The sequence below is a fragment of the Halomonas sp. SH5A2 genome, from assembly GCF_014263395.1.
In the GTDB taxonomy this organism is placed as follows: Bacteria; Pseudomonadota; Gammaproteobacteria; order Pseudomonadales; family Halomonadaceae; genus Vreelandella.
In genome coordinates this window covers 3,748,919-3,775,055 of sequence record NZ_CP058321.1, presented here as the reverse complement: position 1 = coordinate 3,775,055, position 26,137 = coordinate 3,748,919, and the positions used below count along the sequence as shown (strand labels likewise).

Annotated in this window: 24 protein-coding genes; 8 read left to right on the top strand and 16 right to left on the bottom strand. The window is 59.1% G+C overall.

Translation table 11 applies throughout. The features are described from left to right. Positions 1-152 precede the first annotated feature (152 nt). Entirely contained in the window at positions 153-1,082 is a 930-nt protein-coding gene (locus HXW73_RS17380; protein WP_186254273.1) for a hydrogen peroxide-inducible genes activator, read from the top strand. After that, the gene (recG, locus tag HXW73_RS17375; protein WP_186254272.1) at positions 1,079-3,157 is read left to right on the top strand and encodes an ATP-dependent DNA helicase RecG; all 2,079 of its coding nucleotides are present in this window, start codon (positions 1,079-1,081) and stop codon (positions 3,155-3,157) included. The genes HXW73_RS17380 and recG overlap by 4 nt, the downstream gene beginning before the upstream one ends. A 1-nt stretch (position 3,158) precedes the next feature. On the opposite strand, the gene yccS is transcribed toward recG, so the two are convergent. The 4 genes from yccS to HXW73_RS17355 form a co-directional block, all read right to left on the bottom strand. After that, a complete protein-coding gene (gene yccS / locus HXW73_RS17370) occupies positions 3,159-5,351 on the bottom strand; it encodes a YccS family putative transporter (protein WP_186254271.1) in 2,193 nt (730 codons plus the stop codon). A 202-nt stretch (positions 5,352-5,553) separates the two neighbouring features. Further along, a complete protein-coding gene (locus HXW73_RS17365) occupies positions 5,554-5,910 on the bottom strand; it encodes a hypothetical protein (RefSeq protein ID WP_186254270.1) in 357 nt (118 codons plus the stop codon). After that, positions 5,910-6,182, bottom strand: coding sequence for an HU family DNA-binding protein (locus HXW73_RS17360; protein ID WP_066316486.1), 273 nt, complete (start codon positions 6,180-6,182; stop codon positions 5,910-5,912). The genes HXW73_RS17365 and HXW73_RS17360 overlap by 1 nt, the downstream gene beginning before the upstream one ends. Positions 6,183-6,290: 108 nt before the next feature. After that, on the bottom strand, positions 6,291-7,460 hold the full coding sequence (locus HXW73_RS17355; protein WP_186254269.1) for an FAD-dependent oxidoreductase: 1,170 nt from the start codon (positions 7,458-7,460) through the stop codon (positions 6,291-6,293). Positions 7,461-7,673: 213 nt separating this feature from the next. Here HXW73_RS17355 and HXW73_RS17350 point away from each other — a divergent pair, with 213 nt between their 5' ends. From HXW73_RS17350 to phoR, 4 genes are all read left to right on the top strand, one after another. Then, positions 7,674-8,120, top strand: coding sequence for a chorismate--pyruvate lyase family protein (locus tag HXW73_RS17350; protein ID WP_342211941.1), 447 nt, complete (start codon positions 7,674-7,676; stop codon positions 8,118-8,120). Positions 8,121-8,155: 35 nt separating this feature from the next. Continuing rightward, positions 8,156-9,064 (top strand): 4-hydroxybenzoate octaprenyltransferase, encoded by a 909-nt coding sequence (gene ubiA / locus HXW73_RS17345; protein WP_186254267.1) that lies wholly within the window; start codon positions 8,156-8,158, stop codon positions 9,062-9,064. A gap of 78 nt (positions 9,065-9,142) precedes the next feature. Then, positions 9,143-9,832, top strand: coding sequence for a phosphate regulon transcriptional regulator PhoB (phoB, locus tag HXW73_RS17340; RefSeq protein WP_186254266.1), 690 nt, complete (start codon positions 9,143-9,145; stop codon positions 9,830-9,832). A 2-nt stretch (positions 9,833-9,834) separates the two neighbouring features. Beyond that, complete coding sequence (gene phoR / locus HXW73_RS17335) at positions 9,835-11,157, top strand: phosphate regulon sensor histidine kinase PhoR (RefSeq protein WP_186254265.1); 1,323 nt, start codon at positions 9,835-9,837, stop codon at positions 11,155-11,157. Between the two features lie 507 nt (positions 11,158-11,664). Here phoR and cysZ read toward each other — a convergent pair. The 6 genes from cysZ to HXW73_RS17305 form a co-directional block, all read right to left on the bottom strand. Continuing rightward, complete coding sequence (cysZ, locus tag HXW73_RS17330) at positions 11,665-12,399, bottom strand: sulfate transporter CysZ (protein WP_186254264.1); 735 nt, start codon at positions 12,397-12,399, stop codon at positions 11,665-11,667. 82 nt (positions 12,400-12,481) lie between these two features. Beyond that, complete coding sequence (gene phoU, locus HXW73_RS17325) at positions 12,482-13,210, bottom strand: phosphate signaling complex protein PhoU (protein ID WP_186254263.1); 729 nt, start codon at positions 13,208-13,210, stop codon at positions 12,482-12,484. A 28-nt stretch (positions 13,211-13,238) separates the two neighbouring features. Next, a complete protein-coding gene (gene pstB, locus HXW73_RS17320; protein ID WP_186254262.1) occupies positions 13,239-14,054 on the bottom strand; it encodes a phosphate ABC transporter ATP-binding protein PstB in 816 nt (271 codons plus the stop codon). Beyond that, positions 14,048-15,445, bottom strand: a complete 1,398-nt coding sequence (pstA, locus tag HXW73_RS17315) for a phosphate ABC transporter permease PstA (protein ID WP_186254261.1) — start codon at positions 15,443-15,445, stop codon at positions 14,048-14,050. Before pstA ends, pstB begins: the two co-directional genes overlap by 7 nt. Further along, positions 15,442-16,554, bottom strand: a complete 1,113-nt coding sequence (locus HXW73_RS17310) for an ABC transporter permease subunit (RefSeq protein WP_186254260.1) — start codon at positions 16,552-16,554, stop codon at positions 15,442-15,444. Before HXW73_RS17310 ends, pstA begins: the two co-directional genes overlap by 4 nt. A gap of 101 nt (positions 16,555-16,655) precedes the next feature. Beyond that, positions 16,656-17,588 carry a PstS family phosphate ABC transporter substrate-binding protein gene (locus HXW73_RS17305; RefSeq protein ID WP_186254259.1) on the bottom strand — a complete coding sequence of 311 codons (933 nt, stop codon included), beginning with the start codon at positions 17,586-17,588 and terminating at the stop codon, positions 16,656-16,658. Positions 17,589-17,721: 133 nt separating this feature from the next. Between HXW73_RS17305 and HXW73_RS17300 the strand changes: the two genes are divergently transcribed. After that, complete coding sequence (locus HXW73_RS17300) at positions 17,722-18,135, top strand: acyl-CoA thioesterase (RefSeq protein ID WP_186254258.1); 414 nt, start codon at positions 17,722-17,724, stop codon at positions 18,133-18,135. Between the two features lie 84 nt (positions 18,136-18,219). On the opposite strand, the gene HXW73_RS17295 is transcribed toward HXW73_RS17300, so the two are convergent. From HXW73_RS17295 to hexR, 4 genes are all read right to left on the bottom strand, one after another. Further along, positions 18,220-19,314, bottom strand: a complete 1,095-nt coding sequence (locus HXW73_RS17295; protein ID WP_186254257.1) for a TRAP transporter substrate-binding protein — start codon at positions 19,312-19,314, stop codon at positions 18,220-18,222. Positions 19,315-19,420: 106 nt separating this feature from the next. After that, positions 19,421-19,900, bottom strand: a complete 480-nt coding sequence (locus HXW73_RS17290; protein WP_186254256.1) for a phosphate-starvation-inducible PsiE family protein — start codon at positions 19,898-19,900, stop codon at positions 19,421-19,423. A 63-nt stretch (positions 19,901-19,963) separates the two neighbouring features. Further along, positions 19,964-22,162, bottom strand: coding sequence for a DNA helicase II (gene uvrD, locus HXW73_RS17285; protein WP_186254255.1), 2,199 nt, complete (start codon positions 22,160-22,162; stop codon positions 19,964-19,966). Between the two features lie 65 nt (positions 22,163-22,227). Continuing rightward, positions 22,228-23,082, bottom strand: a complete 855-nt coding sequence (gene hexR, locus HXW73_RS17280; RefSeq protein WP_066316464.1) for a transcriptional regulator HexR — start codon at positions 23,080-23,082, stop codon at positions 22,228-22,230. Positions 23,083-23,412: 330 nt separating this feature from the next. On the opposite strand from hexR, the gene HXW73_RS17275 reads away from it, so the two are divergent. Then, entirely contained in the window at positions 23,413-23,631 is a 219-nt protein-coding gene (locus tag HXW73_RS17275; protein ID WP_092824842.1) for a PA3496 family putative envelope integrity protein, read from the top strand. Positions 23,632-23,741: 110 nt separating this feature from the next. On the opposite strand, the gene HXW73_RS17270 is transcribed toward HXW73_RS17275, so the two are convergent. Both HXW73_RS17270 and HXW73_RS17265 read right to left on the bottom strand, forming a co-directional pair. Further along, positions 23,742-25,085 (bottom strand): sodium-dependent transporter, encoded by a 1,344-nt coding sequence (locus HXW73_RS17270; protein ID WP_186254254.1) that lies wholly within the window; start codon positions 25,083-25,085, stop codon positions 23,742-23,744. A gap of 164 nt (positions 25,086-25,249) precedes the next feature. Further along, positions 25,250-26,104 carry a DUF72 domain-containing protein gene (locus HXW73_RS17265; RefSeq protein WP_186254253.1) on the bottom strand — a complete coding sequence of 285 codons (855 nt, stop codon included), beginning with the start codon at positions 26,102-26,104 and terminating at the stop codon, positions 25,250-25,252. Between the last annotated feature and the right edge of the window lie 33 nt (positions 26,105-26,137).

Genomic DNA, 26,137 nt, shown 5'->3' with positions numbered 1-26,137 from the left:
CCTATTAGATACAAGGTCCCTGATCTACAATTCCCTATAGAAGCAATCGTAGAGACGACATCGTCAGCAGGGCTTGTCTGTCCTTTTCCTACCCGCTAACTGTCGCGATCGCTAGTCACAAGCTGCTACGAGAGGATGCCACTGGCACCACTATGACTTTAACAGAACTTCGCTACATCGTAACCCTTGCCCAGGAGCGCCACTTTGGCCGTGCCGCCGAGCGCTGTCATGTTTCCCAGCCAACCTTGTCGGTGGCGGTTAAAAAGCTCGAGGATGAACTGGAAACGCCGTTGTTCGAGCGTTCCAAGGCGACGGTCCAGGTAACGCCGTTAGGTGAAAAGATCATCGCCCAGGCACAGCGCGTGCTTGAGCAGAGTAGCCTTATCTTTGACATGGCCAGCGCCGGTAAAGACCAGCTCGCCAATCCTCTGCGTATCGGGGCCATTTACACCATCGGCCCCTATCTGTTCCCGCACCTGGTACCTGAGCTGGCCAAGGCCGCACCGCAAATGCCCTTGTATATTGAAGAAGGGTTGACCGGCGCACTGCGCACCAAGCTGCGCAGCGGTGAGCTGGATGTCATCATCGTGGCGCTGCCGTTCACCGAAACCGACGTGGTGACCAAGCCGATTTACGATGAAACCTTTGAAGTACTGCTACCCGCTAAGCATCGCTGGGAAGCGCGGGAGGCGATCCATAAAGAAGAGCTATTAGAAGAGCGCCTGCTACTGCTGGGGGAAGGCCACTGCTTCCGCGACCAGCTGTTGGAAGCCTGCCCCGCGATCACGCAAAAGCTCAATAATCCCAACAACACACTTATTGCCGAAGGCGGCTCGCTGGAGACAATCCGGCATATGGTGGCCTCCAAGCTGGGCATCACCGTGCTGCCTCAGTCGGCGTTGGGCACCGACCAGTATGAAAATGCCATGCTGGTCAGCCGCCCCTTTGTCGGCCCCGCGCCCTCGCGAACGGTAGCGATTGCCTGGCGGGCCAGCTTTCCGCGCCCCAAAGCCATTGATGCGTTGATCAACGCCATCAATCATTGTCGTCAGCCAACCCAGGCGTCGACGGTTGCCTCATGACGGCGCTTTCGGCACCGGTCACCGCCCTTAAAGGCGTGGGTGAAGCGCTGGCGCTGAAGCTTGGCCGCCTGGGGATCGAGCAGGTCAGCGACCTGCTGTTCCATTTGCCGTTGCGCTACCAGGACCGCACCCGGCTGACGCCTATCGGCGAGCTGCGTGCGGGCAGTGAGGCGGTCATTGAAGGCGATGTCACTGCCTGCGACGTAGTCAAAGGGCGCAGGCGGAGCTTGCTGGTGCGGCTGCGCGACAAAAGCGGCATTTTAAGCCTGCGTTTTTTTCATTTCTCGCCCGCCCAGCAGCAACAGCTGAGGCCAGGGGCTACCGTGCGTGCCTTTGGTGAAGCGCGCGCCGGGGCCACGGGGCTGGAAATCTACCACCCCGAATATAGGCTGAGCGGCGGCAGCGAAACACCGGTCGATGAGTACTTTACGCCGATTTACCCCACCACCGAAGGGCTGCATCAAACGCGCCTGCGCGCTTTGACCCAACAGGCGTTGGGTCTGCTGGAAAATCAGCCCGAGGCGCTGCCCGACGTGATTCCCGAGGCGTTGCGCCAGCGCTTTCAGTTACCCGGATTACATGCCAGCCTAAAGCTTCTCCATCAGCCGCCGCCGGATGCCGACCTGGAGCAGCTTACCCACGGCCAGCATCCGGCGACGCGGCGTCTGGCGCTGGAAGAATTGCTGGCGCATCAGCTGAGTCTGCGCGAGGTGCGTATGCGCATTCAGGCGGATGGTGCCCCTGAGTTGCCATCCGGGCGAAGCCTTCAAGCGCGTTTCCTGGCTCAGTTGCCTTTCGCCCTGACTGGCGCCCAAGGGCGTGTGCTTGAAGAAATTGCCCTGGATCTTGCCCGCTCTGCCCCCATGTTGCGGCTGGTACAGGGCGATGTGGGCTCGGGAAAGACCGTGGTCGCCGCTATGGCGGCGCTGTCAGCGCTGGCGGGTAACTGTCAGGCGGCCATCATGGCGCCCACGGAAATCCTCGCCGAGCAGCATTATCGCGCTTTTAAAGACTGGTTCGAGCCACTGGGCATCGAGGTGGCGTGGCTCGCGGGCAAGCTCAAAGGCAAAGCACGGCTGGATACCAAGGCGGCGATTGCCGATGGCCGTGCGCGCATGGTGGTAGGCACCCACGCGCTGTTTCAGGACGACGTGCATTTCCAATGCCTGGGACTGGCGATCATCGACGAGCAGCACCGTTTCGGCGTGCACCAGCGCCTGGCGCTGCGTGAAAAAGGCGAAGCGGGCGGGCTGACGCCGCATCAGTTGATCATGACCGCCACGCCGATTCCCCGTACGCTGGCCATGAGCGCCTACGCGGACCTGGATGTCTCGGTGATCGACGAGCTGCCTCCTGGCCGCACGCCGGTAAAGACCGTGGTGGTCGCCGACGAGCGCCGCCCCGAAGTGGTCGAGCGTATACGGCGCGCCTGCAGCGAAGGCCGTCAGGCCTATTGGGTGTGCACGCTGATCGAAGAGTCCGAAGCACTGCAGTGCCAGGCGGCGGAAGTGACCCGCGACGAACTTATCGAGGCGCTACCGGAACTTGCCATTGGCCTGGTGCACGGGCGCATGAAGTCCGGTGAAAAAGCCGAGGTGATGGCAGCGTTTAAAGCAGGCGAGCTGGATCTACTGGTCGCAACCACGGTGATCGAGGTCGGCGTGGACGTCCCCAACGCCAGCCTGATGATTATCGAAAACCCCGAACGGCTGGGGCTTTCGCAGCTACACCAGCTGCGAGGTCGCGTGGGGCGCGGAAGCACGGAAAGCTTCTGCGTACTGCTTTATCACCCGCCGCTTTCCAAAACGTCCCGGCAGCGTTTAGCGGTGATGCGCGAAACCACCGACGGTTTTCGCATCGCCGAAAAAGACCTGGAAATCCGCGGCCCCGGCGAAGTGCTCGGTACACGTCAAACCGGCCTGGCGCAGATGAAAATTGCCGACCTTGAGCGCGACAGCGATCTGCTGGACCAGGTCACGGCGCTGGCCCAGGCGCTGCAAGGCGAGAAGGCTATCACCGCCGTGCTGGTGCGCCGCTGGCTGGGCGAAGCCGCCGGGCGCTATGGGCAGGTTTAACTCAAGCCTGGGTCGTCGGCTCCGGTGTGCTGATAAGACGACTCGCCGCGTCGCTCAGCGGTGCCAGCTGGTTTGCGATCAGACGTAGCTGGCTCTGGATCGGCCGGTAACGCGTGACGGCGTTTTCCTCCTTGGGCGGGCCTTGCTCGTCGAGCTGGGCGATCAGCGCCTCGGCCTGGGCCGACAGCGGGGTGATTGTCTGGCGGTTTTGCAGCTGCTCGGCGAGCTGGTCGAGCAGTTCGCACATGCGCTTGGCGGCGGGCACGGACGCGCTGTCGTCCTCGTCGTCGGCCAACTGATGGCGATGGGCGCCCAGTGCCGAGAGGTGGCTCAGCAGGGTGTTGGACAACACCAGAAAGCGCAGCCCGTTGTCGGCATCCTGTTTACGGTAGTGCCCCGGCTCGTGAAGCATATTGGTCAGTAGCGTGGACAACGCCGCATCGGCGTTATGCGCATTGCGCCGTGCCAGACGGTACGCTAAATCGTCCTGTTTGCCTTCTTCGTACTGGTGAATGATTTCTTCCAGATAGCGGCGATGGTTGGTCAGCACATGCGCTGCTTCGCGGTTAAGCCGGCGGCCTTGCCAGTCGGGCAGAATAAAGAACACCGCCAGGCCTGCTATCAGGGCGCCAATCAGCGTATCGAACAGGCGCGGCCAGATAAGATCGAAGCCGTCACCCACCTGGTTAAAGCTGCACAGCACCAGCAGCGTAATCGAGGCGGTAGCGATCACGTAATGCTTTTCACGGTTGGCAAAAAATGAGACCCCTGCGGCCACCGCGATCATGCTTTGCACCAGCGCGTGGGGGAATAAGCTGATCGACGCCCAACCGACGACCAACCCCAGCACCGTGCCCATAATCCGCTGAGAGAGAAACCGCCGTGTGGTGGCGAAGTTGGGTCGGCAGACAAACAGCGTGGTCAAGAGGATCCAGAAGCCCTGCTCCGGATCGAGCCAGTGCAACAGGCCATAGCCTGCCACGAGGGCGGTGCTCAGCCTGACGGCGTGGCGAAAGGTGGGCGAGCCCAGGTGCAAATTAAGCCGTACGCGTTTCCAGGCTTCGTACAGACTGGAAGGCGAGCGGTCAAACAGGGCGCTATCGCGGCGCTCGTCGTTGGCGTCAGGGTTATGCGCACTGGCGATCTGTGCTTCGAGGGTGGTCAGGTTGTCGGCCAGGGCGTTGAGCGGGCGTATAAGCGGCCGCCACTCGGGTTTTCCGCGGTCGCTCAGGTTATCAATCGAGGCGCGCAAATCAACCAGCGCCTGTTCGCTCTGTTCGTGGCCGAACGGGCGGTTGAGTAGTAGCGACTTGGCTAACTGGCGGCAGGCACGACCCTGTTGATCGAGAAGCCGCTGGCAGCGAAACAGCACGTCGTGATGAAAGAACGCATCGGTCAGGGCGCTATACGGGTAGTGGGTTGAACTTGCCCGCTCGTGGATATCCTGGGCGATAAAATAGATGCGCAGATACCGGTTGAGCTTCTGGTCACCCCGCTGGCCTTCGAGACGACGGAAAATCATCTCCTTGGCCTGGTTAAGTGCAGTGACGACCTTACCGTTCTGGCGTGCCAGCGCTACGCGTCGGGCTTCGACATCCACACCCCGCACCGGCTCGAACAGCGCTGACTTCAAGATCAGAAATTCGCCCAGTGCTTTGTAGACCCGCGCCATGCTTTGTTTGACCGGCTGGCGCGAGAAAAGCGCACACCAGATGACCGAAATGACCCCGTACCAGGCAGCACCCGCCAGCAGTAGGAGCTGGCGGTAAGCGACGTCTGCATCCACCCCGCCGTGCTGCTCGATATTGATCATCGAATAGATCGACAGAATCAGCGTTCCCGAGGCGATGGTGGCGTAGCGTTGGCCAATGGCCCCGAGCATGATCAGGGTAAAGGTCGAAATCGCCAGCCCCAGGGCAAACAGCCACGGCCAGGGGAATAGCCACTGTACGATAAACGACGCCGAGGCAAAGCAGGCAAGCGTTACCAGCAGGGCTTGTAAGCGGCCCTCCCAGCTGTCGTCGGTTTCCGACAGCGCGGAGGCGATAATGCCTAGAAACAGCGGGATGACCAAGGCGACATCGCCCAACAGCGCGCTCAGCAGTAGCGCACCGCTGAAGGCGATAAACACGCGCAGGCTGTAAGCGAACTTATCCAGTGTCCAGAGGCGGCGCAGCGGTAATGCGATGGGCATAGGGTCTCTTAATGATCGACGTTATTAGACTTTAGTCGTGATCATAGTATAAAGGGTTTGGGTAGCGCCTGTCTGCAACGCTGATCTATTAGTTATCGGGGGGGGTATTAGGTAGCAGTGGGGTAGGTGAGTCACTGGTGGTATACGGGTGGGGTGACGTGATTGGCCCCTCGAGCGCTAACAGTGCCGTCGGGGCCGCAAACTACAGATGCTTCAGCAGCTTCTGCAGCTTGTTCATATCGGCGGAGTCGCCTACCAGGCGGACCTCGCCGTTGATCATGCCGTCGAGGAAGGCTTGCTGCGTGGGCTTCTTGAGGATGCGTAAAGCGGCCTCGTCGTCACGAAAGCGCAGTTCAAGATCCAGGTCGACCGGCAGCCCTTTACCAGTGGTAACGCTGGTTGGCGTCATCCGGTAATGGCGGGCAGTGCTCAAATCTTCTGTGGCAATGCCCCAATCCAGGCCGCGCATACGTTCTAACTGTTCACGAAAGCGCGGCTTGCGGCGCAGGGCTCGTTTGAGCAAAAAGCCCAATAGCCACAGCGTCAGTTTGAGCTTCATCAGGAAACAGCGTCCTTAAGCGCTTTACCCGGCTTGAAGGCGACATTCTTGCTGGCTGGAATTTGCAGCGGCGCGCCGGTTTGCGGGTTTTTGCCGGTACGCGCGGCACGCTCGCGAACGGTGAAAGTGCCAAAACCAATCAAGGCAACGTCTTCGCCTTTGGACACGCTGTTGGTAATTTCATCAAGGATAACGTTGAGGACTTGGCCCGCTTTGTCTTTGGACAGGTCGGCATTTTCCGCAATGGCGGCTGCAAGTTCAGGTTTACGCATAAGGAAACTCCCTTTGTTTAATGATCGTGCAAGATACACTGTCGTGTTGTTGGTAAGGACACTGTAGGTTCAGCCGTCATTTCAGCCAAACCGCCAACGCCGCGAAATTCAGCCTAGCAGCGTAGGGGCTGCTCTGGAAAGCTCCACTTTCCTTCTCACGCAGCTGCCTGTCAATGCAAAACCAATCAAACGTCTGTCTTTATCTTCAGCGATTGCCGTCATGTCACTGCCTTCGCCTTCGATCCGCCAGCGTTCAGGGGTCTCGACCGGTGGGTAGGCAACGACCGGTAGCAGCGGCGTTTTGACGATCACTGGCCAAGCCCCGAAGCTGACCTGTGTGGGTGTGCCGGCCAGGGTGGCAGCGAGCGCCTGGGCGCTGGCTTGCAGGGGCTGCACGTACATGGCGTTGATGCCATCAACGCAGGCGACATCGCCCAGGGCATCGATATCCGGGTGAGAGGTGCGCAGTTGCCGGTCCACCTGAATACCGCTGGCGGAAACCGTGAGCCCGGCCGCCTCGGCTAGTTTGGTCCGTGGAGTTAACCCCGTCGCCATCAAGATCACGTCGGCGTTGAGCGCGTCGTCGTTATCCAGGGTTAGCGTTACGCCCGGGGCATCATTAAGTGCCATGGTCTTGATGGCTCTGCCCAGCGCAAGGTGGATGCCCGCGTCAAGAAACGCATCGCCCAGCGCGCGGCCCAGTGGGGCAGGCAGCAAGCGTGACAGTGGCGTGGCGTCGGGGGCGATAACGGTGACGTCATGTCCGCCCGCGTGCAGATCATTGGCAAACTCGCAGCCGACCAGGCCAGCGCCGATCACCGCCACGCGAGCGGGCGTTGACCCCAGGGCATGATGAAAACGGCGATAGTCATCAAGATCGTTGACGGTAAAGCAATACGCCTTTACGGGGTCGGGAATCGCTATGGGCACTCGCGGTTCGGCGCCGGTGGCCAGCACCAGGCGGTCGTAGTCCAGCGCCTGGCCGTCTTCCAGCCGTAGCGAGCGGTTAGCCACATCAATCCGTCGAACCGGTGTGTGGGTGGTCACCCGAGCGTCAAGCGATGTGGCAAGCTCCGTGGCATTACGTTGCGCGAGCTTTTCGGGGGGCAGACGCTTGGCGAAGCCGGTAGACAGCAGCGGTTTGGTATAATCGTCGCCGCTATCGGCGCTGATCAAGTGCAGGGTACGCGTATCGCCTTTGCGGCGAAGCGCACGGGCAAGACCAACGCCCGCCATGCCAGTGCCGACAATAACGAGCTCAGCGTGTGATGAGGGCATCCGGGTATCCAATGGTCAGTGGGACAAAAGCCTGTAAAGCCGACATGTTACACTACGTGATCGTTTAATTGCCTGGAGGCTTTGGTGTCGCGTCACTGTGTTGGATCCGCCCCTGATTTGCCATCTTGGCGCCTCGTTCGAGCGCTGCGTCCGGCGATGAGCGCGCCGTGGTGGCAATGGGTTGCCTCCACGGACTCACTCACGGCGCGTATTATGTCCGCAGGGGGCGAGCGGCCTTTCCGCGTGCGGCTGTTGCGCCAGGGCGTAGGCTTTCCCCAGCCGCATGAGGCCGAGGCGCTGGGCATGGCGGCCCGGCGCTATGCGTGGCTCCGTGAGGTCGCTCTATGCGTGGATGAAACGCCATGGGTCGTGGCGCGCTCGGTGGCTCCCCTAAAGGCGCTCAGAGGCCAGTGTCTGGAAAACCTGGGCGAGCGCTCATTGGGCAGCTGGCTGTTTCGCCAGCCGGACCTGGTACGTGGCCCGCTGTATGCCACGCGTCATGCGCCTGGTTTTGCTTTCCCTGGCGATGATCGTATTAGCAGCCTGTGGGGGCGCCGTTCGGTATTTCAGCTCGGCTGTAAGCACGGTGGGTTATCGCTGCTGGTGCAGGAATACTTTTTATCGACCATGGCGGATGATCTTGCGCTGCCTTCGCGCTAGGCTAACGCTGCGTCTCTTGGATGGGTGAGGTAAGCATGGATCGTTCTCTATTGCGGCCAACCGGGTTGAGCCGGCTTGCGGATTTTATACAGCTGATGCGTCTGGATCGGCCGATCGGCACCTGGCTGCTGATGTGGCCAACGCTATGGGCATTATGGGTAGCCGCCGAAGGGGTACCCGGGCGCAACGTGCTGTTGATCTTTATCGCCGGGGTTTACGTCATGCGCGCGGCGGGTTGCGTGGTCAACGATTATGCCGATCGTCATGTTGATGGCCACGTCAAGCGTACCCGGCAGCGCCCGCTCGCCACCGGGCGGATCAGTGAAACCGAAGCCCAGCTGCTGTTTATCGGACTGGTGGCGGCGGCCTTCATGCTGGTGTTGTTGACCAATTGGTTTACCGTTTTGTTGTCGGTGGGCGGCGTGGTATTGGCGTTTATCTATCCGTTCATGAAGCGCTACACGCACTTTCCCCAGGTGGTGTTGGGGGCGGCGTTTTCCTGGGCGATTCCGATGGCGTTCGGCGCAGTCCTGGGCTATGTGCCGGTAGAGGCGTGGCTGCTGTTCTTTGCCAATGTGCTGTGGACGGTTGCCTACGATACCCAGTACGCCATGGTCGATCGTGACGACGATATCAAGATCGGTATTAAATCGACCGCCGTGTTGCTGGGTAATGCCGACCGGCTGGTGATCGGGCTGCTTCAGCTCGCCACGCTGGCGCTGCTGGCCTGGGTAGGCGCGCGCATTGGGTTGGGCGGTTTTTTCTGGCTCGGCCTGGCCGGGATGGCGGCGACGTTCATCCACCAGCAGCGCTTGATCCGTCATCGTGAGCGGGACCCCTGTTTTCAGGCGTTTCTGAATAATCACTGGTCCGGCCTGCTGGTATTTGCCGGGATCGCGCTGAGTTGGTGGCCAGCGGCTGGCGAATCGTTGTCAATGTCATAGAATTGTCATCAAGTCATGGTGTGATCGTCATTGACCCGTCACTGGATTACTTTCTATCGGACACCGTGAGGCTCTGGAATGACCGCCAAGACCGTCTTGATCGTCGATGATGAAGCATCCATTCGCGAGATGATCGCGGTGGCGCTGGAAATGGCCGACTACCGTGTTCTTGAAGCGGACAACGCTCAGGATGCCCACGCCATGGTCGTTGATCATCAGCCCGACCTGCTATTGCTCGACTGGATGATGCCCGGTACCAGCGGCATAGAGCTGGCTCGGCGCCTCAAGCGCGAGGAAGCCACCGCCGAACTGCCGATCATCATGCTTACCGCCAAGGGTGAAGAAGATAATAAAATTCAGGGCCTTGAAGCGGGGGCTGACGATTACATCACCAAGCCGTTTTCGCCCCGTGAACTCGTGGCACGCCTCAAGGCCGTGTTGCGCCGAGCGACCCCACGGGGTGTGGAAGATCCCATCGAAATTAATGGGTTGCTGCTTGATCCGGTGGGCCACCGGGTAAGCGCCTACGGTAAAGCCCTGGATATGGGGCCGACCGAATACCGGCTGTTACAATTCTTCATGACCCATCAGGAAAGGGCCTACACACGCAGCCAGTTACTCGACCAGGTGTGGGGAGGTAATGTGTACGTGGAAGAGCGCACCGTGGATGTGCATATTCGTCGGCTACGCAAAGCCCTGGGTGACGCGCATCAGAATTTGATTCAAACGGTACGCGGTACCGGCTACCGCTTCTCCGCTCGAGCTTAACAGTGCGTTTGTGGAACCGTGAACTGTGGCGTTTGCTGGGTTGGGCGGCACTCGGCACCTGCCTGGGCTGGCTGGTGGGTCTGCCGGGCCTGGGGTTGGCCGCTGGCTTCGCGATGTGCCTGGTCTACCACTTGCGGCAATTGCGCGCTGCCTACCGCTGGCTGACACAACACCCGCAGGACGAACCGCCCGCCGCAAAGGGCCTGTGGGGCGAACTGTTTGATCGTCTGTACCGCTATCAAAAAAGCCAACGTATCACCCAGAGCCGTTTACGCTCGACACTTGCCCGCATTCAAGAATCCTCGGAAGCCATGCGCGACAGCGTGGTAATGCTTGACCGCCACGGCGACCTGGAGTGGTGGAACAGCGCTGCCAGCAATATGCTGGGGCTGCAAACCGCCCACGACCGCGGTCAACATATTACCAACCTACTTCGCGACCCGCGGTTCATCAGCTATTTCAATGCCCGCGACTACAGCGAGCCGCTGACGCTCACGTCGCCGATCGATGAGCGCCGGATTTTGCAGTACCAGATCACTCTTTACGGCGATGACGAACGCTTGGTCATGGCGCGGGATATTACCCGGCTGCATCAGCTAGAGCAGATGCGTCGCGACTTTGTCGCCAACGTCTCCCATGAGCTGCGCACGCCGTTAACCGTATTATCGGGCTATCTCGAAACCTATGGCGAGCTGGCCGACCAGCTTCCTCCCCGATTGGGGCGCAGCATCGGGCAGATGCAGGCCCAGACGCAGCGCATGCAAAACCTGGTCAACGACCTGTTGTTGCTGTCGCGATTGGAAATTGACCAGGGCGGGCAGGATCATCAGCCCATGGACGTGACGCCCTTGTTAAACAGTGTAGGGGCCGATGCGCTGGCGCTTTCCGAGCATCAGCACACGCTCACCATTGAAGGTAACTACCCCGCGCAGTTGGTGGGCAGCGAGCAGGAAATACGCAGTGCCATCTCTAACCTGGCTTTTAATGCGGTACGTTATACGCCCGCTGGCAGTGCTATTACGCTGCGTTGGAAAGCGTTCGGTCAAGGTGCCTGCATCGAAGTGTGTGATGATGGCGAGGGGATCGACCCCGTGCATATTCCGCGTCTCACCGAGCGGTTTTATCGTGTCGATAAAGGCCGTAGCACCGCCACCGGGGGCACCGGGCTGGGCCTTGCGATTGTTAAGCATGTGCTGTTACGCCACGATGCCCAGTTGCAAATAGACTCGCACCCGGGCGAGGGTGCCCGCTTCCGCTGTGTTTTCCCGGCGACCCGCCTTATTACACCGGCTACGCCGTCGTGTAACGTCTCTTCAGTTACATAAATAGCAATTTTATAGCTGAGCAGCGGCGTCACATGTGTCATTACGACTCACATTTAGCGTGTCCAAATGGCACTCTCGGGCGATGAAGTGGCATGGCGAAGAAACTTCAACTCATTGTTATTAATAATTAATAAGATAAAAATCGAATAGCTGGCATAGCATGTGCTCCCTTATAGGTAAGGCAGCTATCTGCATTGTAAGATGTAGAAAACTGTTGATACTTTTCTTTACGAAACGAAGAAAAGTAACTAAGCTTAGACAGTAAGCCAATGCAGGGCAAGGAGGTTCTGCATTAGCAGGGATGATTCGAGATTCATTGGATGAGTCTAGAAGGCGGTCACACTGCCAGTCAGGGTAACGTCCAAGGTTGGAGTCCCGCAAAAGGATTGGAAGCTGGTAAGCACCACCGCCTAAAATGATCACTGTCGAAGACCCCGCCACGGCGGGGTCTTGTTTTTGTTAGCCCCTCAATACCCGCTCCTTTCCTCTCAGCTTCTTGCGCATGTATTAAGACAACTTGGTCACTGAGTGAACATTGCGATAGTGGTGGTCCCACATCAGCACGGCACCGGCCACAGCGCCGGGGATCAAGAACAGGTTGGCCAGCGGAATCCACGTCAACAGCGTGACCAGGCCACCATAGCTTAAGCTTTGCCACCAGCGAGCCGATAGGCGGCCGCGCATATCGCGAAACGCTACCTTGTTGTTATCCATCGGGTAATCCAGATAGGTGATGGCCATCACCCAGGCGGAAAACAGCGCCCACAATAGCGGTGCCAACAGGTTGAGCCCTGGAATCCAGCCAATCACGAACAGCAGGGCCGCGCGGGGCAGGATATAACCCAGCTTGACCATTTCGCGGCCCAGCGCATCGATGGCCGTTTTTGCCAGCCCCCGGTCATCCAGAGGTTCGCGACCGGTGACTTGAACTTCGACTTTAGCGGCCAAGAAACCGTAAAAAGGCGCTGCAATAAAGCTGGTCACCAGCGTGAAGGTAAAAAACACCACGACTAACAGGCTAATCACGAAAAGGGGCCAGATAAGCCACGATAGCCAATCAAGCCAGTTAGGCACCATGCTCATCCAATGGGCCAACCAGCCATCAAAGCGGTTTAGCACAAAGCTGAACATGCTGACGTAGACCAGCAGGTTGACCAGGATGGGCAGAAAGACATAACGCCTTAGCCCAGGTTTATAGACACAGCGTGTGCCCCGGCTGATGGCAGTGAATGCGTCTAGCATGAAAACGTGTGACTCCTCAAAGATGACAATGCCCTGGCTGCCGCGCAGCCAGGGCGTATTGCATGAGGAATCGGGGGACAGGTCAAGACTTTTTCGGCGCCGCCTGCTGATCCAGTGTCTCAGGGTCGGTATGGCGAATATCCAGCCCCTTGACCAGATAGACGACGTGCTCGGCCAGGTTGTTGGCGTGGTCACCCACCCGCTCCAGCGCGCGCAGAACCCACATGATGCTGAGCACCGAGGTGATCGAGCGCGAATCTTCCATCATGAAGGTCATCAAGGAACGCATGGCGCTGCCGTATTCGCTATCGACAAACTCATCCTCACGCACGACCTGCATGGCAAGTTCGGTGTCGAAGCGGGCGAAGGCGGTCAGCGAATCACGCAGCATTTTACGCACGTGCTCGCTGATATGGCGCACTTCCACCAGCCCACGCACGGTACTGCTGTTTTCGCTCAGGCTTAGCGCATTGCGGGCAATTTTGCTGGCTTCATCGCCAATCCGCTCCAGGTCGGAGGTGGCGCGGATGACGGCAAGCACCAGGCGCAAGTCCGAGGCGGCCGGTTGACGGCGCGCTAGAATACGCGTGCATTCGTCATCAATCTGCAGCTGCAGGTCATTCACCTGACGGTCGTTATCGCGGACCTTCTCGGCCAGCCGCGAATCACTTTCCAGCAGCGCAAAGACGGCATCCTGCACCTGTTTTTCCACCATGCCGCCCATGGCCATCAGGTGCGTTTTGAGTTCTTCCAACTCATGGTTGAATTGGCGTGAGATATGCTGGCTGTGGGTATCGCTGGTAATGTCCATGAAGCCCTCCTAACGGGGTTGCGTCAACCTAAGCCATACGGCCGGTTATGTAGTTTTCGGTTCGTTGTAAACGAGGGTTAGTGAAAACGTGGTCGGTGGGGCCGTACTCCACAAGCTCACCCTGCTGCAAGAAGGCGGTGTAATCGGACACCCGGGCCGCCTGCTGCATATTGTGAGTCACCAACACTAACGTTAGCTGAGATTTCAGGTTTCGAATCAACTCTTCGATCTTGAGCGTTGAGATCGGGTCGAGGGCCGATGCGGGCTCGTCGAGCAACAGCACGTCGGGCTGCACTGCCAGTGTACGTGCAATCACCAAACGCTGCTGTTGCCCGCCTGACAGTTGCCAGGCGGAGCGATGCAAGCGGTCTTTGACTTCATCCCACAGAGCCGCTGAGGTGAGCGCCCACTCGATGATGTCATCCCGCTGACGCTTGGCGAGGCGCTTCTGCAAGCGCAGGCCAAAGGCAACATTTTCGTAGATCGACATCGGAAAGGGGTTAGGGGTCTGGAACACCATGCCCACCCGACGGCGCAGCTCGGTTACGTTCATTTCCGGCGCATGAATGTTATGCCCCTCAAGGCTGATCTCACCGCTGTGGCTGACCGATTCATTAAGGTCATGCAAGCGATTGATCGCTCTCAAGAAGGTCGACTTGCCACATCCGGAAGGGCCAATGAAGGCCGTTACCCGATGGCGCGGGACCTGCAGCGTGAGCCCCTGCAACGCGGGTTTCCCGGCGTAGGCCAGGCTGAACTGGTTGATGTCCAGACAGCACTGATCCGCTGGAAAATGCGCCACATGTGCCTGCGTGGCGTGGTCGACGTGTCGAGATGCTAGCATTCGCTTCCTCGCTGACGACGTAGATGATGACGCAATAATATGGCAGTTAGGTTAAGCACCAATACAATCAGCACTAATAATAGCGCCGTGGCATAGACCAACGGGATCGCCGCCTGGACATCCTCGCCGTGAAAGGCGGTGTCAAACAGATGATAGCCAAGGTGCATAAACTTGCGTTCCAGGTGCAAGTAAGGGAACTCACCGTCGAGGGGCATTTGTGGCGCGAGCTTGGCGACCCCGACCAGCATTAGTGGCGCAACTTCACCGGCGGCCCGGGCCACGGCCAGAATCACCCCGGTCAACATCGCCGGGGTGGCCATGGGCAGTACGATACGCGTCAACATTTCAAACCGGGTGGCCCCAAGGGCCACCGCACCTTCGCGTTGGGCATCGGGAATACGCGCCAGTCCCTCTTCGGTGGCGACAATCACGACCGGCAGCGTCAGCAGGGCCAGGGTCAACGATGCCCATAACAGGCCACCGGTACCAAAGGTGGGTGACGGCAGGGCGTCGTCGAAGAACCAGGCGTCCAGTGAGCCACCAATGCCATAGACAAATACGCCCAGGCCGAAGACGCCGTAGACAATCGACGGTACCCCCGCGAGGTTGCGCACGCCAATGCGTACCAGGCGGGTGAGCGGCCCCTGGTGGGCAATCTCATTGAGATAGATGGCGGCCAGCACGCCAAAAGGCATGACGATCACCGACATCAAAATCACCATCAGCATGGTGCCGAAAATAGCCGGCCATACGCCGCCGTCGGTATTCGCGGCGCGCGGCCCCTGGCTTAAAAACTGCCAGACGTCCGTTGCCCAGAGCTGCACTTTTTGACCGATGTGCATGGCATTGGGCGCTTCTATGCTGAGCACGGTGGAAAGCGGCTGGCGCAGGGTTTTTCCCTGGGGCGTGCGCAAGGTGAGCTGATAGCGAGCGCGCTCGGGCGCGGGCAGTTGGAGCGCCTGCTTTGCTTGCTGCAGGGCATCATGGCCGCTAAAGCGCTCACCGTTTACCTCAACGGCTTCCAGGTAGCCGATAAAGTCGCCCCAGGTGCGCCGTTTCAGACGCAGAAGTTCCGCTGGCTGGGTCTGTTGCGCAATGCTGTCAATCGCCACCCAGCGCCAGCGGGCGTCGTCGACGTCACGATTGCCCGTGAAGTAGAGGCGCTCGCTACCTGCCCGGTTGGGAAGGGGCATTTCACGTACCGCCTCGCCTGCTACCACATCGCCATTGTTCAGAGTGACTTCGTCCAGCATCGCAGGCCAGAAATGGCCCAGGCCACGTGTCAGCAGTAACGCCAGCAAGGCGCCGAGCATGAGCAGGGAAAGGGCCACACAGCCCGCGCATAGCCACGGCCAGATGCCCTGCTGCAGGGCGCTTTTCAGCCATTTCATGAAGCACCCCCCAGTCGCTGGTAGCGACGGCGCAGCCGTTGGCGGACCAGCTCGGCTAGAGTGTTGACCAAAAAGGTGAACAGAAACAGCAACAGCGCCGCCAGCACCAGCATGCGATATGGGGTGCTCCCCGCCGTGGCTTCGGGCAGTTCAATGGCGATAGCGGCCGCCATGGTGCGCATGCCTTCGAAGGGACTGGCGCTGAGCAGCGCCGTATTGCTGCTGGCCATCAGCACGATCATGGTTTCCCCCACCGCTCGGCCCGCGCCGATCATGACGGCGGAAAACAGACCCGGGCCAGCAGCGGAAAGCGCCACCTTGACGACCGCTTGCCAGCGGCTGGCACCGAGCGCCTGAGCGCCTTCCATCAGCGGGCGAGGAACCTCGGTAAGCGCATCTTCGGCCAGCGAATAGACGCCGGGGATCACCGCGAAGCCCATTGCCAGGCCGACAATCAGCGCATTACGGGTGACGTAATCGAGGCCAAACACGCTATAAAGATGCTGACGAAGGTCACCCCCCCAGAAGGCTTGCTCCGCCAGTGGGGTGAGCCACAGGGCGATAATGAACATGGCAATGAGCCACGGGATCAGCCACAGCGCCGCCCATGAAAGCGGCAGACGGCGCTGCCAGCGGCGACTCGCCAGGTGCCAGACCAGACCGGCGAGCCCGGCACTAAGCGGCAGCCAGACAATCACCACCAGGGTGCTGGCCAAATGACGCTCGACCCAGGGGGCGAGCAGCATACCGGCGATAAAGCCGATGACCACCCCGGGGATGGCTTCCATCATTTCCAGGGTGGGTTTTATACGGCTGCGTAGTCGGGCCGACATGAAAAACGCTGAATAAGCCGCCGCTCCCAGCGCCAGTGGCAACGCAAACAGTAATGCCATCAGGGCGGCTTTCAGCGTCCCCCACGCCAACGGCGAGAGCATGGCCAGCGAGGCGGTATCGCCGTCGAGCAACAAGGGAGCTGCTTCCCAGACCAAAAATACCCCGATACCCAATATGGCCAGCAGCACGCCAATACCTCCGGCGGTGATAAGTCCGGTGGCGATGCGGTCCTGTAAGTGGCGAAGCGGCTGATGAAAGAGCCGAGTGCGGGTCATGTGACTATCATGGGCAAGGCAGCGATAGGGTCAGCGTTTGGGGTTGCATGCAGGCTCCTTACGTTACGTGACCAATATGACAATTAAATGACAGAGTCTGACTACCATGCCCGCTGAGCCTCAAGATCGTCCAGGGGCAGGGGAACGAAACCCGACGCTCGGGTAATCTGCTGACCTTCAGTGGACATGATGAGATCCAGAAACGCCCGCTCGGCGGCAGGCAGCGATTCGTCAGGCGGCAGATTGACGTAGACATACAGGTAGCGGGAAAGCGGATAGTCGCCGCTTTGAATGGCGGCTTCGCTGGGTGGCACAGCGTTACCCTGCTGAGTGGTCAGGGAGAGTGCCTTTACTGATGGCGTCAAGTGGTTATGACCGGAATAGCCCATGGCCCCGTAGGACTCGCCCACCGCCGCGACGACCGCCGACGCGCCCATGTACTCGCTGATATCGGCGCGGAACTCACCGTCGCACAGCGCGCGTTGACGAAACAGGCCGTAGGTGCCCGAGGCCATATTACGTCCGTGCAAGGCGATACGGCCGCTTGGCGCCGTCGCGTCCTGGGTCAGTGTTTTCCAGCGAGTCATCGATTGCGAGCCACCGCAGGCCTGGTTAGTCGAAAAAACCGCATCCACATCCTGAAGTGAGATCGCCGCCAGGGGGTTGTGGCGGTGTACAATCACGATAAGTGCATCGCGTGCCACGCGCAGTTCCAGGGGTGGGTAGCCGTAACGCTCGATAAAGGCGCTGCGTTCATCAGTGGTCATGCGCCGGGACATGGGGCCTATGCGGGTAGTGCCCGCCAGCAAGGCTGGCGGTGCGCTGGCAGAGCCACTGGCTTGAAATTGAACGTTGATTTCCGGATATTGAGTAGTAAGCGCTTCGCCCAAGCGCAGCATCAATCCGGCCATAGTGTCCGAGCCAACGGCGCCCAGGGTGCCGCTCACGGAAGGCGCCTGGGGCTGTTGTGCCCAGCCGACAAGCGGCAAACTCAAGAGCAGCCAGGCCAGGCCCAGCGCCGCGCGAAATTTCATGCGAAAAGCGAAACCGTTACTATTCAATCGAATGCTCTCTTGTGATTAACTAGCCACTTATTGCGATGCGGCAAGGTGCGCCTCAAAGGGCGATCTGATTTTCACAATAATAAACCGACAAAGCGACCGACACATGACACTGCTGGATACCGATTTGGACGATGTGCCTGCCCCCCAAGGTCAATTGACCCTCAAATTACTGGCCTCGCGCCAGGATACCAATGTTTACGGCGATATTTCCGGCGGTTGGCTGGTGAACCAGATGGACCAGGCGGCCGAGCTGGCGGCGGGCCGTGAAGCTGGCGGGCGAACCGCCACCGTGGCCATTGAAGCAATGGATTTTTTAAGCCCGGTGCGGGTCGGGTCGATGGTGAGCGTCTACACCGAGCTTCAAGAGGTGGGGCATAGCTCTATGAAGATCGACGTGGAGGTGTGGGTACGCGCCCTACACGAACAGCATCCGGACGAGCGCCAAAAGGTGACCGAGGCACGCTTTGTGATGGTGGCGCTGGACGACAATGGCCGCATCCGCGCGGTTCATGACTAAGCAGGACCTGAAACTTTCCTAACAATTCCCTAAAAAAAGGACGCTTGATTCAGCGCCCTTTATGCCTACCCGTGACGTTAACGCCTACGCCCCGACGTTGTCTCGGCTTTTCAAATAGGCGTATTCGCCGACATCGCTGAAGGGGCGGACGATTTTCTGGAACGCCGAATAGGACTCATACACCCGGCGTGATTCTTCATCGTCTTCGACCTGGCGTTGAATGGCTTCTTGAGAGCTTTTATAGAGCGCCGCCATGACTTCCTCGGGGAAGGTGCGTAACTGCACGTCGTGTTCGTCCACCAGAGCTTCGAGGGCCTGGGCGTTACGGAAGGCGAACTCGCTATACATCGCCAGATTCGAGGCGCGCGCGGCTTCGGTGACGACGGCTTTTAGGTCATCGGGCAGCGCGTTCCAGGCGTCGAGGTTGATAGTGCCCTCCAACGCGGCCGTGGGCTCATTCCACACCGAGGTGTAGTAGTAGTCCGCCACCTGATGCAGGCCGAAGGCCAGGTCGTTATAGGGGCCGACCCAGTCGGCAGCATCCAATACGCCGGTTTGCAACGAAGTAAATATCTCCGAGCCTGGCATGTTGACGGTGCTCACACCGATGCCGTTCATGGCTTCACCGGCAAGTCCGGGCAAGCGCAGCTTGAGGCCCTGCATATCGTCCAGCGAGTTGATCTCTTTCTTGAACCAGCCCGCCATCTGCGGCCCGGTATTGCCCACCGCAAAGGGCTTCAGATTGTGCTGAGCGTAAATCTCATCCCACAGCGCCTGACCGTCACCGTGGTAAAGCCAGGCATTCATTTCGGTGGTTGTCATGCCGAAGGGCACAGCCGTGAAAAACTGCGAAGCGGCGACTTTTCCGCGCCAGTAATATGACGCCGAGTGGCCCATTTCAGCCGTACCGGCGGCGACGGCATCGAAGACTTCGAGCGCTGGCACCAACTCGCCCGCGCCGTGGACGGTAATCGTCATGCGGCCGTTGGAAAGCTGTTCCACCCGGCGGGCGAAGTCGTTGGCACCGGTGCCTAATGCAGGAAAGTTTTTAGGCCAGGAGGTAACCATGTCCCAGTTGTAGGTTTCGTTGGCGCGGGCCTGGGATGTGGATACGAAAGGGGCGGCAGCGGCCCCCGCGACGCCAAGGCTGGCGGTTTTGAGAAAGTGACGGCGTTGCATGATGAGCAAGACTCCAAACGTAATGTCGCTATTTTTATGGGGCGCACGGGCGCCGTGTCCGTCCGCCAGTATGCGTTAGGGCGAATTTTGCCCGCAAGTTTTCCGATCAATCGTCGCTGGCATCTTTCATGCGGTTGGCATGACGAACCAACCAATAGCAGCCCCCGAGGGCCAGCACCGCGGCGGCCAACGCACCGATTTGCCAGGGGTCGATGGTCTCCATATCCAGCACCATGAACTTGCGTACCAACGCCATGATAGCAATCAGCACGACAATCTCGACATGGATAAAGCCTTTGCCACTGGTCATGGTGCGGATGATGGAGTTGTTGAATTCCATGGCAATCAGCACGGTAAGAATCATGTCGAATAGCGCTTGAAACACGCGGTAATCGAAAGGGTCTCGGCTTTGAATAAATAACAGCTGCACTACGTGAATTACCAGGTAGTACATGGCGACCAGCACGGCCCCGCCGATGGCAAGGGCCAGTACTAGCGAGACGAGGCGTTCAAAACGGTGGTAGCCGCTCAATGTTGACCAGCCGTTGCACACTTCGGGAAATAGGCGTTTTAAGCGTTGTTTCATAAGGCTCTCTGTGGGGCAGTGGGTGCGCAAGCAAAGATGCGTAAGTGATGAGTCGCGGGTCGTTTAAAGCGGCGTTAGCTTGGCAAAGCCTAACACCAGCCATTTGACGCCCTCGCCTTCAAAGCTGACCTGGACACGGGCGCGGGCACCTTCACCTTCCGCGTTAAGGATGATCCCTTCACCGAAGACCGGGTGTTCTACCCCTTGGCCAACGTGCAGGCTGGGCAGGTCGTCGCTGCCCTCGACGCTTTGCTGGGTAAAGGAGGAGCGCGACGCGGTGACCGGGCGGGAAATATGCCCGCGCAGGCGGACTTCTTCAAGCAGGTGCGGGGGCAGTTCGCGCAGAAAGCGCGAGGGGCGCGGAAACACCTCTTTGCCATGCAGGCGGCGGGTCTCGGCGTGGGTGAGGTAAAGCTTCTGCATCGCGCGGGTCACGCCGACGTAACACAGCCGACGCTCTTCCTCGAGCCTGCCCGGCTCCTCCAGCGACATCTTGTGCGGAAACAGCCCTTCCTCGACGCCGGCAATAAACACCACGGGGAACTCTAGGCCCTTCGCCGAGTGCAGCGTCATCAGCTGCACGCTGTCTTCAAACTCTTCGGCCTCGTGATCGCCGGCATTGAGGGCGGCTTCCGAGAGAAACGTTTCCAGTGCCGCCATGCCCTCACCGGCTTCCGGGGTTTCGAAGGCATCGCCGTGGGTGAAGGCCCGGGCAGCATTGACCAGCTCTTCGAGGTTTTCGACCCGTGCTTGGCCCTTTTCGCCGCGTTCGCTTTTGTGATGCTCGATCAGGCCCGTTTTGGTGGTCACGTGGTCGATGATGTCGTGCAGGGGCAGCCCGGCAGCGTCGTTATCCAACTGCTCGATCAGGTTGGCAAACGCCTGCACCGCGTTGCCCGCGCGGCCTTTCAGCGTGCCGTCGTGTATCGCGTCGTGCAGCGCCTGCCACAGCGGAATGTTCTGTTCGCGGGCGCGCAGGCGGACGATTTCCACCGTGCGGGTACCAATGCCGCGGGTGGGCACGTTGATCACCCGCTCCAGGGAAGCGTCGTCGTCGCGGTTGAGCAACAGGCGCAGGTAGGCCAGGGCGTTTTTGATTTCCAGTCGTTCATAGAAGCGGTGGCCGCCGTAGATACGGTAGGGCATGCCCTGGCGTATCAATGTCTCTTCCAGCAGCCGTGACTGGGCGTTGGAACGGTAGAGAATCGCCATATCACGGCGGTTGAGGCCTTCATCGACCTTCTCTTTGATGGTATCGACGATATAACGGGCTTCTTCCAGGTCGTTAAACCCGGCGTAGATCGAGATCGGCTCGCCTTCGATGCCGTCGGTCCACAGGTTTTTGCCCATCCGTTCGCTGTTGTGGCTGATCAGCGTATTGGCAGCTTCCAGAATCGCGCTGGTAGAGCGATAGTTCTGCTCGAGCCGTACGGTATGAGTTTGCGGGAACTCCTTCTCAAAGCGGCTGATATTTTCGACCTTGGCACCTCGCCAGCCGTAGATCGACTGATCGTCATCACCGACGGCGGTCATCGGCGTTTGCATGCCGGTCAGCAGTTTTAGCCAGGCGTATTGCAGCGTATTGGTGTCTTGAAACTCATCCACCAGCACATGGCCAAAGCGCTCCTGGTAGTGCTTCAACAGCGGCGGGTTATCGCGCAGTAGCTCCAGGCTTCTGAGCAGCAACTCACCGAAATCGACCAGGCCACCGCGTTCGCAGGTCAGCTGGTAGCGCTCGTAGAGCTCGACCATCTGGCCCATGTAGGCATCGCCGTCCACATTGACCTGGTGGGGGCGCAGGCCTTCTTCCTTACAGCCGGATATAAAATGCTGTACCTGACGCGGCGGGTAGCGTTCGTCGTCGATGGAGTAGTCTTTCAGCAGGCGTTTTACCAGGCGTAGCTGGTCGTCGGCGTCGATAATCTGAAAGTGCTGCGGCAGCCGCGCATCCTGCCAGTGGGTGCGCAGCAGGCGATGGGCAATCGAGTGGAAGGTGCCCACCCATACATGGCGCAAAGACAGCCCCAGCAGCGCTTCCAGACGGGTGCGCATTTCACGCGCGGCCTTGTTGGTAAAGGTCACGGCCAGCAGCGCGTAGGGCGACAGGCCCTCGGCCTGCATCAGCCAGGCGATACGGTGCACCAGCACGCGGGTTTTGCCCGAGCCCGCGCCCGCCAGTACCAACAGGTTGCCTTGAGGGGCGCTGACCGCTTCGCGCTGGTCGGAGTTAAGCTGATCGAGTATCGCCGTGACGTCGTCCATATAAGCCGCTGCCGGGTCGAAAAATGGGCCGTCAGTCTAGCACAGCCAAAACGATAACTCGGTGTTCACGAGTCTTCAGGGAAACGCAGCGAGTTAAGGCTCTTCTTCACGGACTTGAGCTGCTCGGCGAGTTTCGGGCCGCGGGTTTTGGCCACGCCCACCGCGAGCACGTCGACCAGTACCAGGTGGGCGATGCGCGAACTCATCGGCGTGTAGATTTCGGTGTCTTCGTGCACATCAATATACAGCGGCAGGGTCACCTCTTCCGCCAGCGGTGAGTCGCTGGGGCACAGGCCAATCACCGTTGCACCCGCTTCCCGCGCCAAGCGTACGCTGGCGACCAGCGCCTTGGTACGCCCCGTTTGGGAAATGGCGACGACGACATCGCCTTCCTTGAGGGTTACCGCCGACATGTTCTGCATGTGGGGGTCGGCATAGGCCGAGGTGGAAATCTGCAAACGGAAAAACTTGTGCTGGGCATCAAAGGCCACCGCACCCGACGCGCCAAAGCCGTAAAACTCCACGCGATTGGCCATCGCCAGGGCATTGACCGCGCGGCCCAGGGCATCGTTATCCAGGCGATCCCTAACCGACAGCAGGGTGCCCACCGTCGAATCGAAAATGCTGTGCGAGAACTCGGCGACGGAATCGCTATCGTTCATCGAGAACTGGGCAAACTGGCTGCCGGTGGCCAGCATCTGGGCGAGCTGAAGTTTAAAATCCTGGAAGCCATTGCAGCCCAAGGCACGGCAGAAGCGCACCACGGTTGGCTCGCTGACTTTCGCCTCGGTGGCGAGGTCGACGATCCGCATATGGATCACTTCTTCTGGATTGCGCAGTACAAACCGCGCCACTTTCTGCTCGGAGCGGCGGAAGTGCTCCATGCGGCGTCTCATTTCATCGAACAGGGCGCGACTCACGTTCAGCTCCTTGTGTGTTCAGCCAGCAAGTATTCAAGAATACGCGAATGTGCTTACGTTTAAAACGATCGTTTCCATTTGTTCGCTCATCGTTATGTTTCGCGCAGCTTGCATGCTGAATGATCACAGTATGCCTCAATGGGTAGTTAGGGCCACACACTATTCGGTGGTGGTCCTTTAGCGTTTATAGGGCGTTTAGCCGTTTTTTTAAGATTCGTCATCATTTTGTCAAGTAGGTTATAGTAAAAACTGAAGTGCCGCACTGCATCATCTAACAGTCGTCACGGATGCAGGTGGACGCAGGCATATTCACCTGGAGGAACGTCGATCATGCGCAATGTCGAACGCATCACCTCGGTCAAGAGCGAACTGCTCGATATTTTCATGAGTATGGAAGTGGACGAACACGCCCAGCGCCGGCGTAGTGCCGCACAACGCAATCTGCGCGCGCGTCGGGGGATCGAACTGCATCGGGAGTTTCAAGCGCTATCGCGGGATATCGCGCCCCTGCCGGACGAAGACGAACGGCAAGAGAGCGAATTGCACTGAGACGGAACTGAGAAAGTTGCACAATGGCGGTGCCTAACGCGAGGCCTCGCCGTTTAAAGCATGCTTATAGGCGCTTGGCTCTGCTAGGCGCAGAGCCAAGTTGACCCGACTTAAAGAATACCGGCGAGGAACACCACGATAACGCCTATCGGCGCGATAAAGCGCGCGACGATGTTCCATACGCTGAGTCCTGTTGCGCCCAGCGCCAGTTCCTGCTCGACGCTCTTGCGATCCAGGCACCACGCGACAAATACCACGGCACCGAGACCGGTGAGCGGTAGCAGAATCTTCGCGGTGAAGGTATCCAGCAAGTCGAAGATGTTCAGCCCGAAGAACAAGACATCCGACCACAGGTTGAACGACAGCAGCGCTGCAACACCCAATAGCCACACGACAATACCGCTGACCAGGGTTGCCGGAACGCGCGACAGCGAGGTGCGCTCTTCCAGCATCTCGACAGTGGGCTCGAGCAACGAAATTGCCGAGGTCAGTGCGGCAAAGGTCAGTAACAGGAAGAACATCAGCCCCAGAATGACGCCGCCGGTGATGTTGCCGAACGCGATAGGCAGGGTGACGAAGATCAGTCCCGGGCCTTCGCCAGCGCTCAAGCCATTGGCAAAGACAATGGGGAAAATCGCCAAGCCGGCCAGCAACGCGATGGCGGTATCAATAATGATGACCGTGCGCGCCGTGCTCAGCAGGTTGACGTCTTCGCCCAGGTACGAGCCATAGGCCATCATGATGCCCATGCCCAGCGACAGCGTGAAGAACGCCTGGCCCATGGCCGCAAGCACCACGCCGCCATTCAGCGCGCTCCAGTCGGGGCTGAACATGAACGCCAGGGTTTCACCGAAGTGACCGGTGGTCATCCCGTAACCCACCAGAATCAGCATTAAAATAACCAGCGCAGGCATTAGCGAGCGCACGGCGCTCTCAAGCCCTTTGGTCACGCCACGGGCAACGATACCGATGACCAGTAGCATAAAGGCGCTGTGCCAGAGCAGCAGCGTACCTGGGCTTGCCAGCATGCTGTTAAAGATAGCGCCAATGCTGTCGGCATCCTGGCCGCTGAAGGTGCCCATGACTGAGCTCAGCGTATAGTTGAGCGACCAGCCACCAATCACGCTGTAGAAAGATAGGATCAGGAAGCCGGCGAGTACGCCGCTGATACCGACCAGCGCCCACCCTTTCGACTTACCGCTTTGGCTGGCCAGTTCTTTCATGCTGTCGATGGGATTTTTCTGCCCGCGTCGGCCGATCATCCATTCGGAAAGCAGAATGGGTACGCCGACCAATGCCACGCAAGCAAGGTAGACCAGTACGAAGGCTGCACCACCGCTTTCGCCGACCAAATAAGAGAAGCGCCAAATATTGCCTAGGCCAACTGCCGAACCGGCAGCTGCCAGCACAAAGGCCATCTTGGACGACCACTGTGCATGTGCAAGTTTTGCCATACATCACCCGTTGATTAATTGATTGTAATAAGTCGTTGTCGGCGCGTTGCACCGTTATTCGAAAAAAAGGACTGGCAGAAAATTGCCAACGTCGTTTTTCGAAAGTATGCGCAATTTATCCGATCAGTGCATTGCATGCCAGTAAGCACTGCTAAAAAACCAGGTTAAAACAGTTGGCTCTGCTTTTCGTTGGCAAACGGGCCGAGCGGCGGCAGGGGCGTTATATCCTGAAGGTCGTTATAGAACAGACGGGCGAGTGCGGGCGATTCCCGATTATCCGCGGTATGCACAAATAAGAAAGGGGTTTTCCCCTGATTTATCCACAGGTTTAGGCGTGCCTTCCAGGCATTGAAGTAGCCAACATTAATCGTTTTGTCAATATGGCCAATAAAGCGAATCACAGGGTGATTCGCTGTTGAAAGCACGTGTAATGGGAGTTTCGGCTTTTCTTGCTGGGCGTGGGCCAGGCCCGGGTGGTCGTTTGCCGGGGTCGAGAACAGCGGACGCACGTCGAGCATCACGCGGTTAGCCCGATAAGTTATCAACAGGCGGTTAAGGGCTTTCTCGGCCGCGCCCTTGTGGAAAAAATCAGGGTGGCGCACTTCTACCGCGCAGGGTAAATGTACGGGCCAGCCCGCCAGCAGCGCTTCCAACTGGGGGAGTTCATCAGGGCCAAAATCGCGAGGCAACTGAACCATGGTGGGCCCCAATCGGTCGTGAAGCGGGGCGAGGGCTGCTAAAAAGGACCAGGCCTCGTCCAGGCGTGTCAGCCGCTGGTCGTGGGTAACGCTTGCAGGGAGTTTGAAGCAAAAACGAAAATGGGCAGGTGCCTGGCGTGCCCAGCCCGCGACCGTTTCCGGCTTGGGCGCACCGCTGTAAAACGTGGTATTGCCCTCGACGCTGGAAAACACTGCCGCATAATCGCTGAGCAGGTCGGTTTTGGCGTAACGCGGATAGAGCGTGCCCGACCAATCCTGGTTGGACCACATGGGCAAGCCGATATAGAGCGGGCACGTCATGGTGTGAAGTCAGTCTCAAGGAACATGGCCGTT

What these genes read in the sequence shown, in the direction of transcription:
- HXW73_RS17380 (WP_186254273.1), top strand. Translation starts at nt 153, where the DNA reads ATGACTTTAACAGAACTTCGCTACATCGTAACCCTTGCCCAGGAGCGC.
- recG (WP_186254272.1), top strand. Translation starts at nt 1,079, where the DNA reads ATGACGGCGCTTTCGGCACCGGTCACCGCCCTTAAAGGCGTGGGTGAA.
- yccS (WP_186254271.1), bottom strand. Translation starts at nt 5,351, where the DNA reads ATGCCCATCGCATTACCGCTGCGCCGCCTCTGGACACTGGATAAGTTC.
- HXW73_RS17365 (WP_186254270.1), bottom strand. Translation starts at nt 5,910, where the DNA reads ATGAAGCTCAAACTGACGCTGTGGCTATTGGGCTTTTTGCTCAAACGA.
- HXW73_RS17360 (WP_066316486.1), bottom strand. Translation starts at nt 6,182, where the DNA reads ATGCGTAAACCTGAACTTGCAGCCGCCATTGCGGAAAATGCCGACCTG.
- HXW73_RS17355 (WP_186254269.1), bottom strand. Translation starts at nt 7,460, where the DNA reads ATGCCCTCATCACACGCTGAGCTCGTTATTGTCGGCACTGGCATGGCG.
- HXW73_RS17350 (WP_342211941.1), top strand. Translation starts at nt 7,674, where the DNA reads ATGTCCGCAGGGGGCGAGCGGCCTTTCCGCGTGCGGCTGTTGCGCCAG.
- ubiA (WP_186254267.1), top strand. Translation starts at nt 8,156, where the DNA reads ATGGATCGTTCTCTATTGCGGCCAACCGGGTTGAGCCGGCTTGCGGAT.
- phoB (WP_186254266.1), top strand. Translation starts at nt 9,143, where the DNA reads ATGACCGCCAAGACCGTCTTGATCGTCGATGATGAAGCATCCATTCGC.
- cysZ (WP_186254264.1), bottom strand. Translation starts at nt 12,399, where the DNA reads ATGCTAGACGCATTCACTGCCATCAGCCGGGGCACACGCTGTGTCTAT.
- phoU (WP_186254263.1), bottom strand. Translation starts at nt 13,210, where the DNA reads ATGGACATTACCAGCGATACCCACAGCCAGCATATCTCACGCCAATTC.
- pstB (WP_186254262.1), bottom strand. Translation starts at nt 14,054, where the DNA reads ATGCTAGCATCTCGACACGTCGACCACGCCACGCAGGCACATGTGGCG.
- pstA (WP_186254261.1), bottom strand. Translation starts at nt 15,445, where the DNA reads ATGAAATGGCTGAAAAGCGCCCTGCAGCAGGGCATCTGGCCGTGGCTA.
- HXW73_RS17310 (WP_186254260.1), bottom strand. Translation starts at nt 16,554, where the DNA reads ATGACCCGCACTCGGCTCTTTCATCAGCCGCTTCGCCACTTACAGGAC.
- HXW73_RS17305 (WP_186254259.1), bottom strand. Translation starts at nt 17,588, where the DNA reads ATGAAATTTCGCGCGGCGCTGGGCCTGGCCTGGCTGCTCTTGAGTTTG.
- HXW73_RS17300 (WP_186254258.1), top strand. Translation starts at nt 17,722, where the DNA reads ATGACACTGCTGGATACCGATTTGGACGATGTGCCTGCCCCCCAAGGT.
- HXW73_RS17295 (WP_186254257.1), bottom strand. Translation starts at nt 19,314, where the DNA reads ATGCAACGCCGTCACTTTCTCAAAACCGCCAGCCTTGGCGTCGCGGGG.
- HXW73_RS17290 (WP_186254256.1), bottom strand. Translation starts at nt 19,900, where the DNA reads ATGAAACAACGCTTAAAACGCCTATTTCCCGAAGTGTGCAACGGCTGG.
- uvrD (WP_186254255.1), bottom strand. Translation starts at nt 22,162, where the DNA reads ATGGACGACGTCACGGCGATACTCGATCAGCTTAACTCCGACCAGCGC.
- HXW73_RS17275 (WP_092824842.1), top strand. Translation starts at nt 23,413, where the DNA reads ATGCGCAATGTCGAACGCATCACCTCGGTCAAGAGCGAACTGCTCGAT.
- HXW73_RS17270 (WP_186254254.1), bottom strand. Translation starts at nt 25,085, where the DNA reads ATGGCAAAACTTGCACATGCACAGTGGTCGTCCAAGATGGCCTTTGTG.
- HXW73_RS17265 (WP_186254253.1), bottom strand. Translation starts at nt 26,104, where the DNA reads ATGACGTGCCCGCTCTATATCGGCTTGCCCATGTGGTCCAACCAGGAT.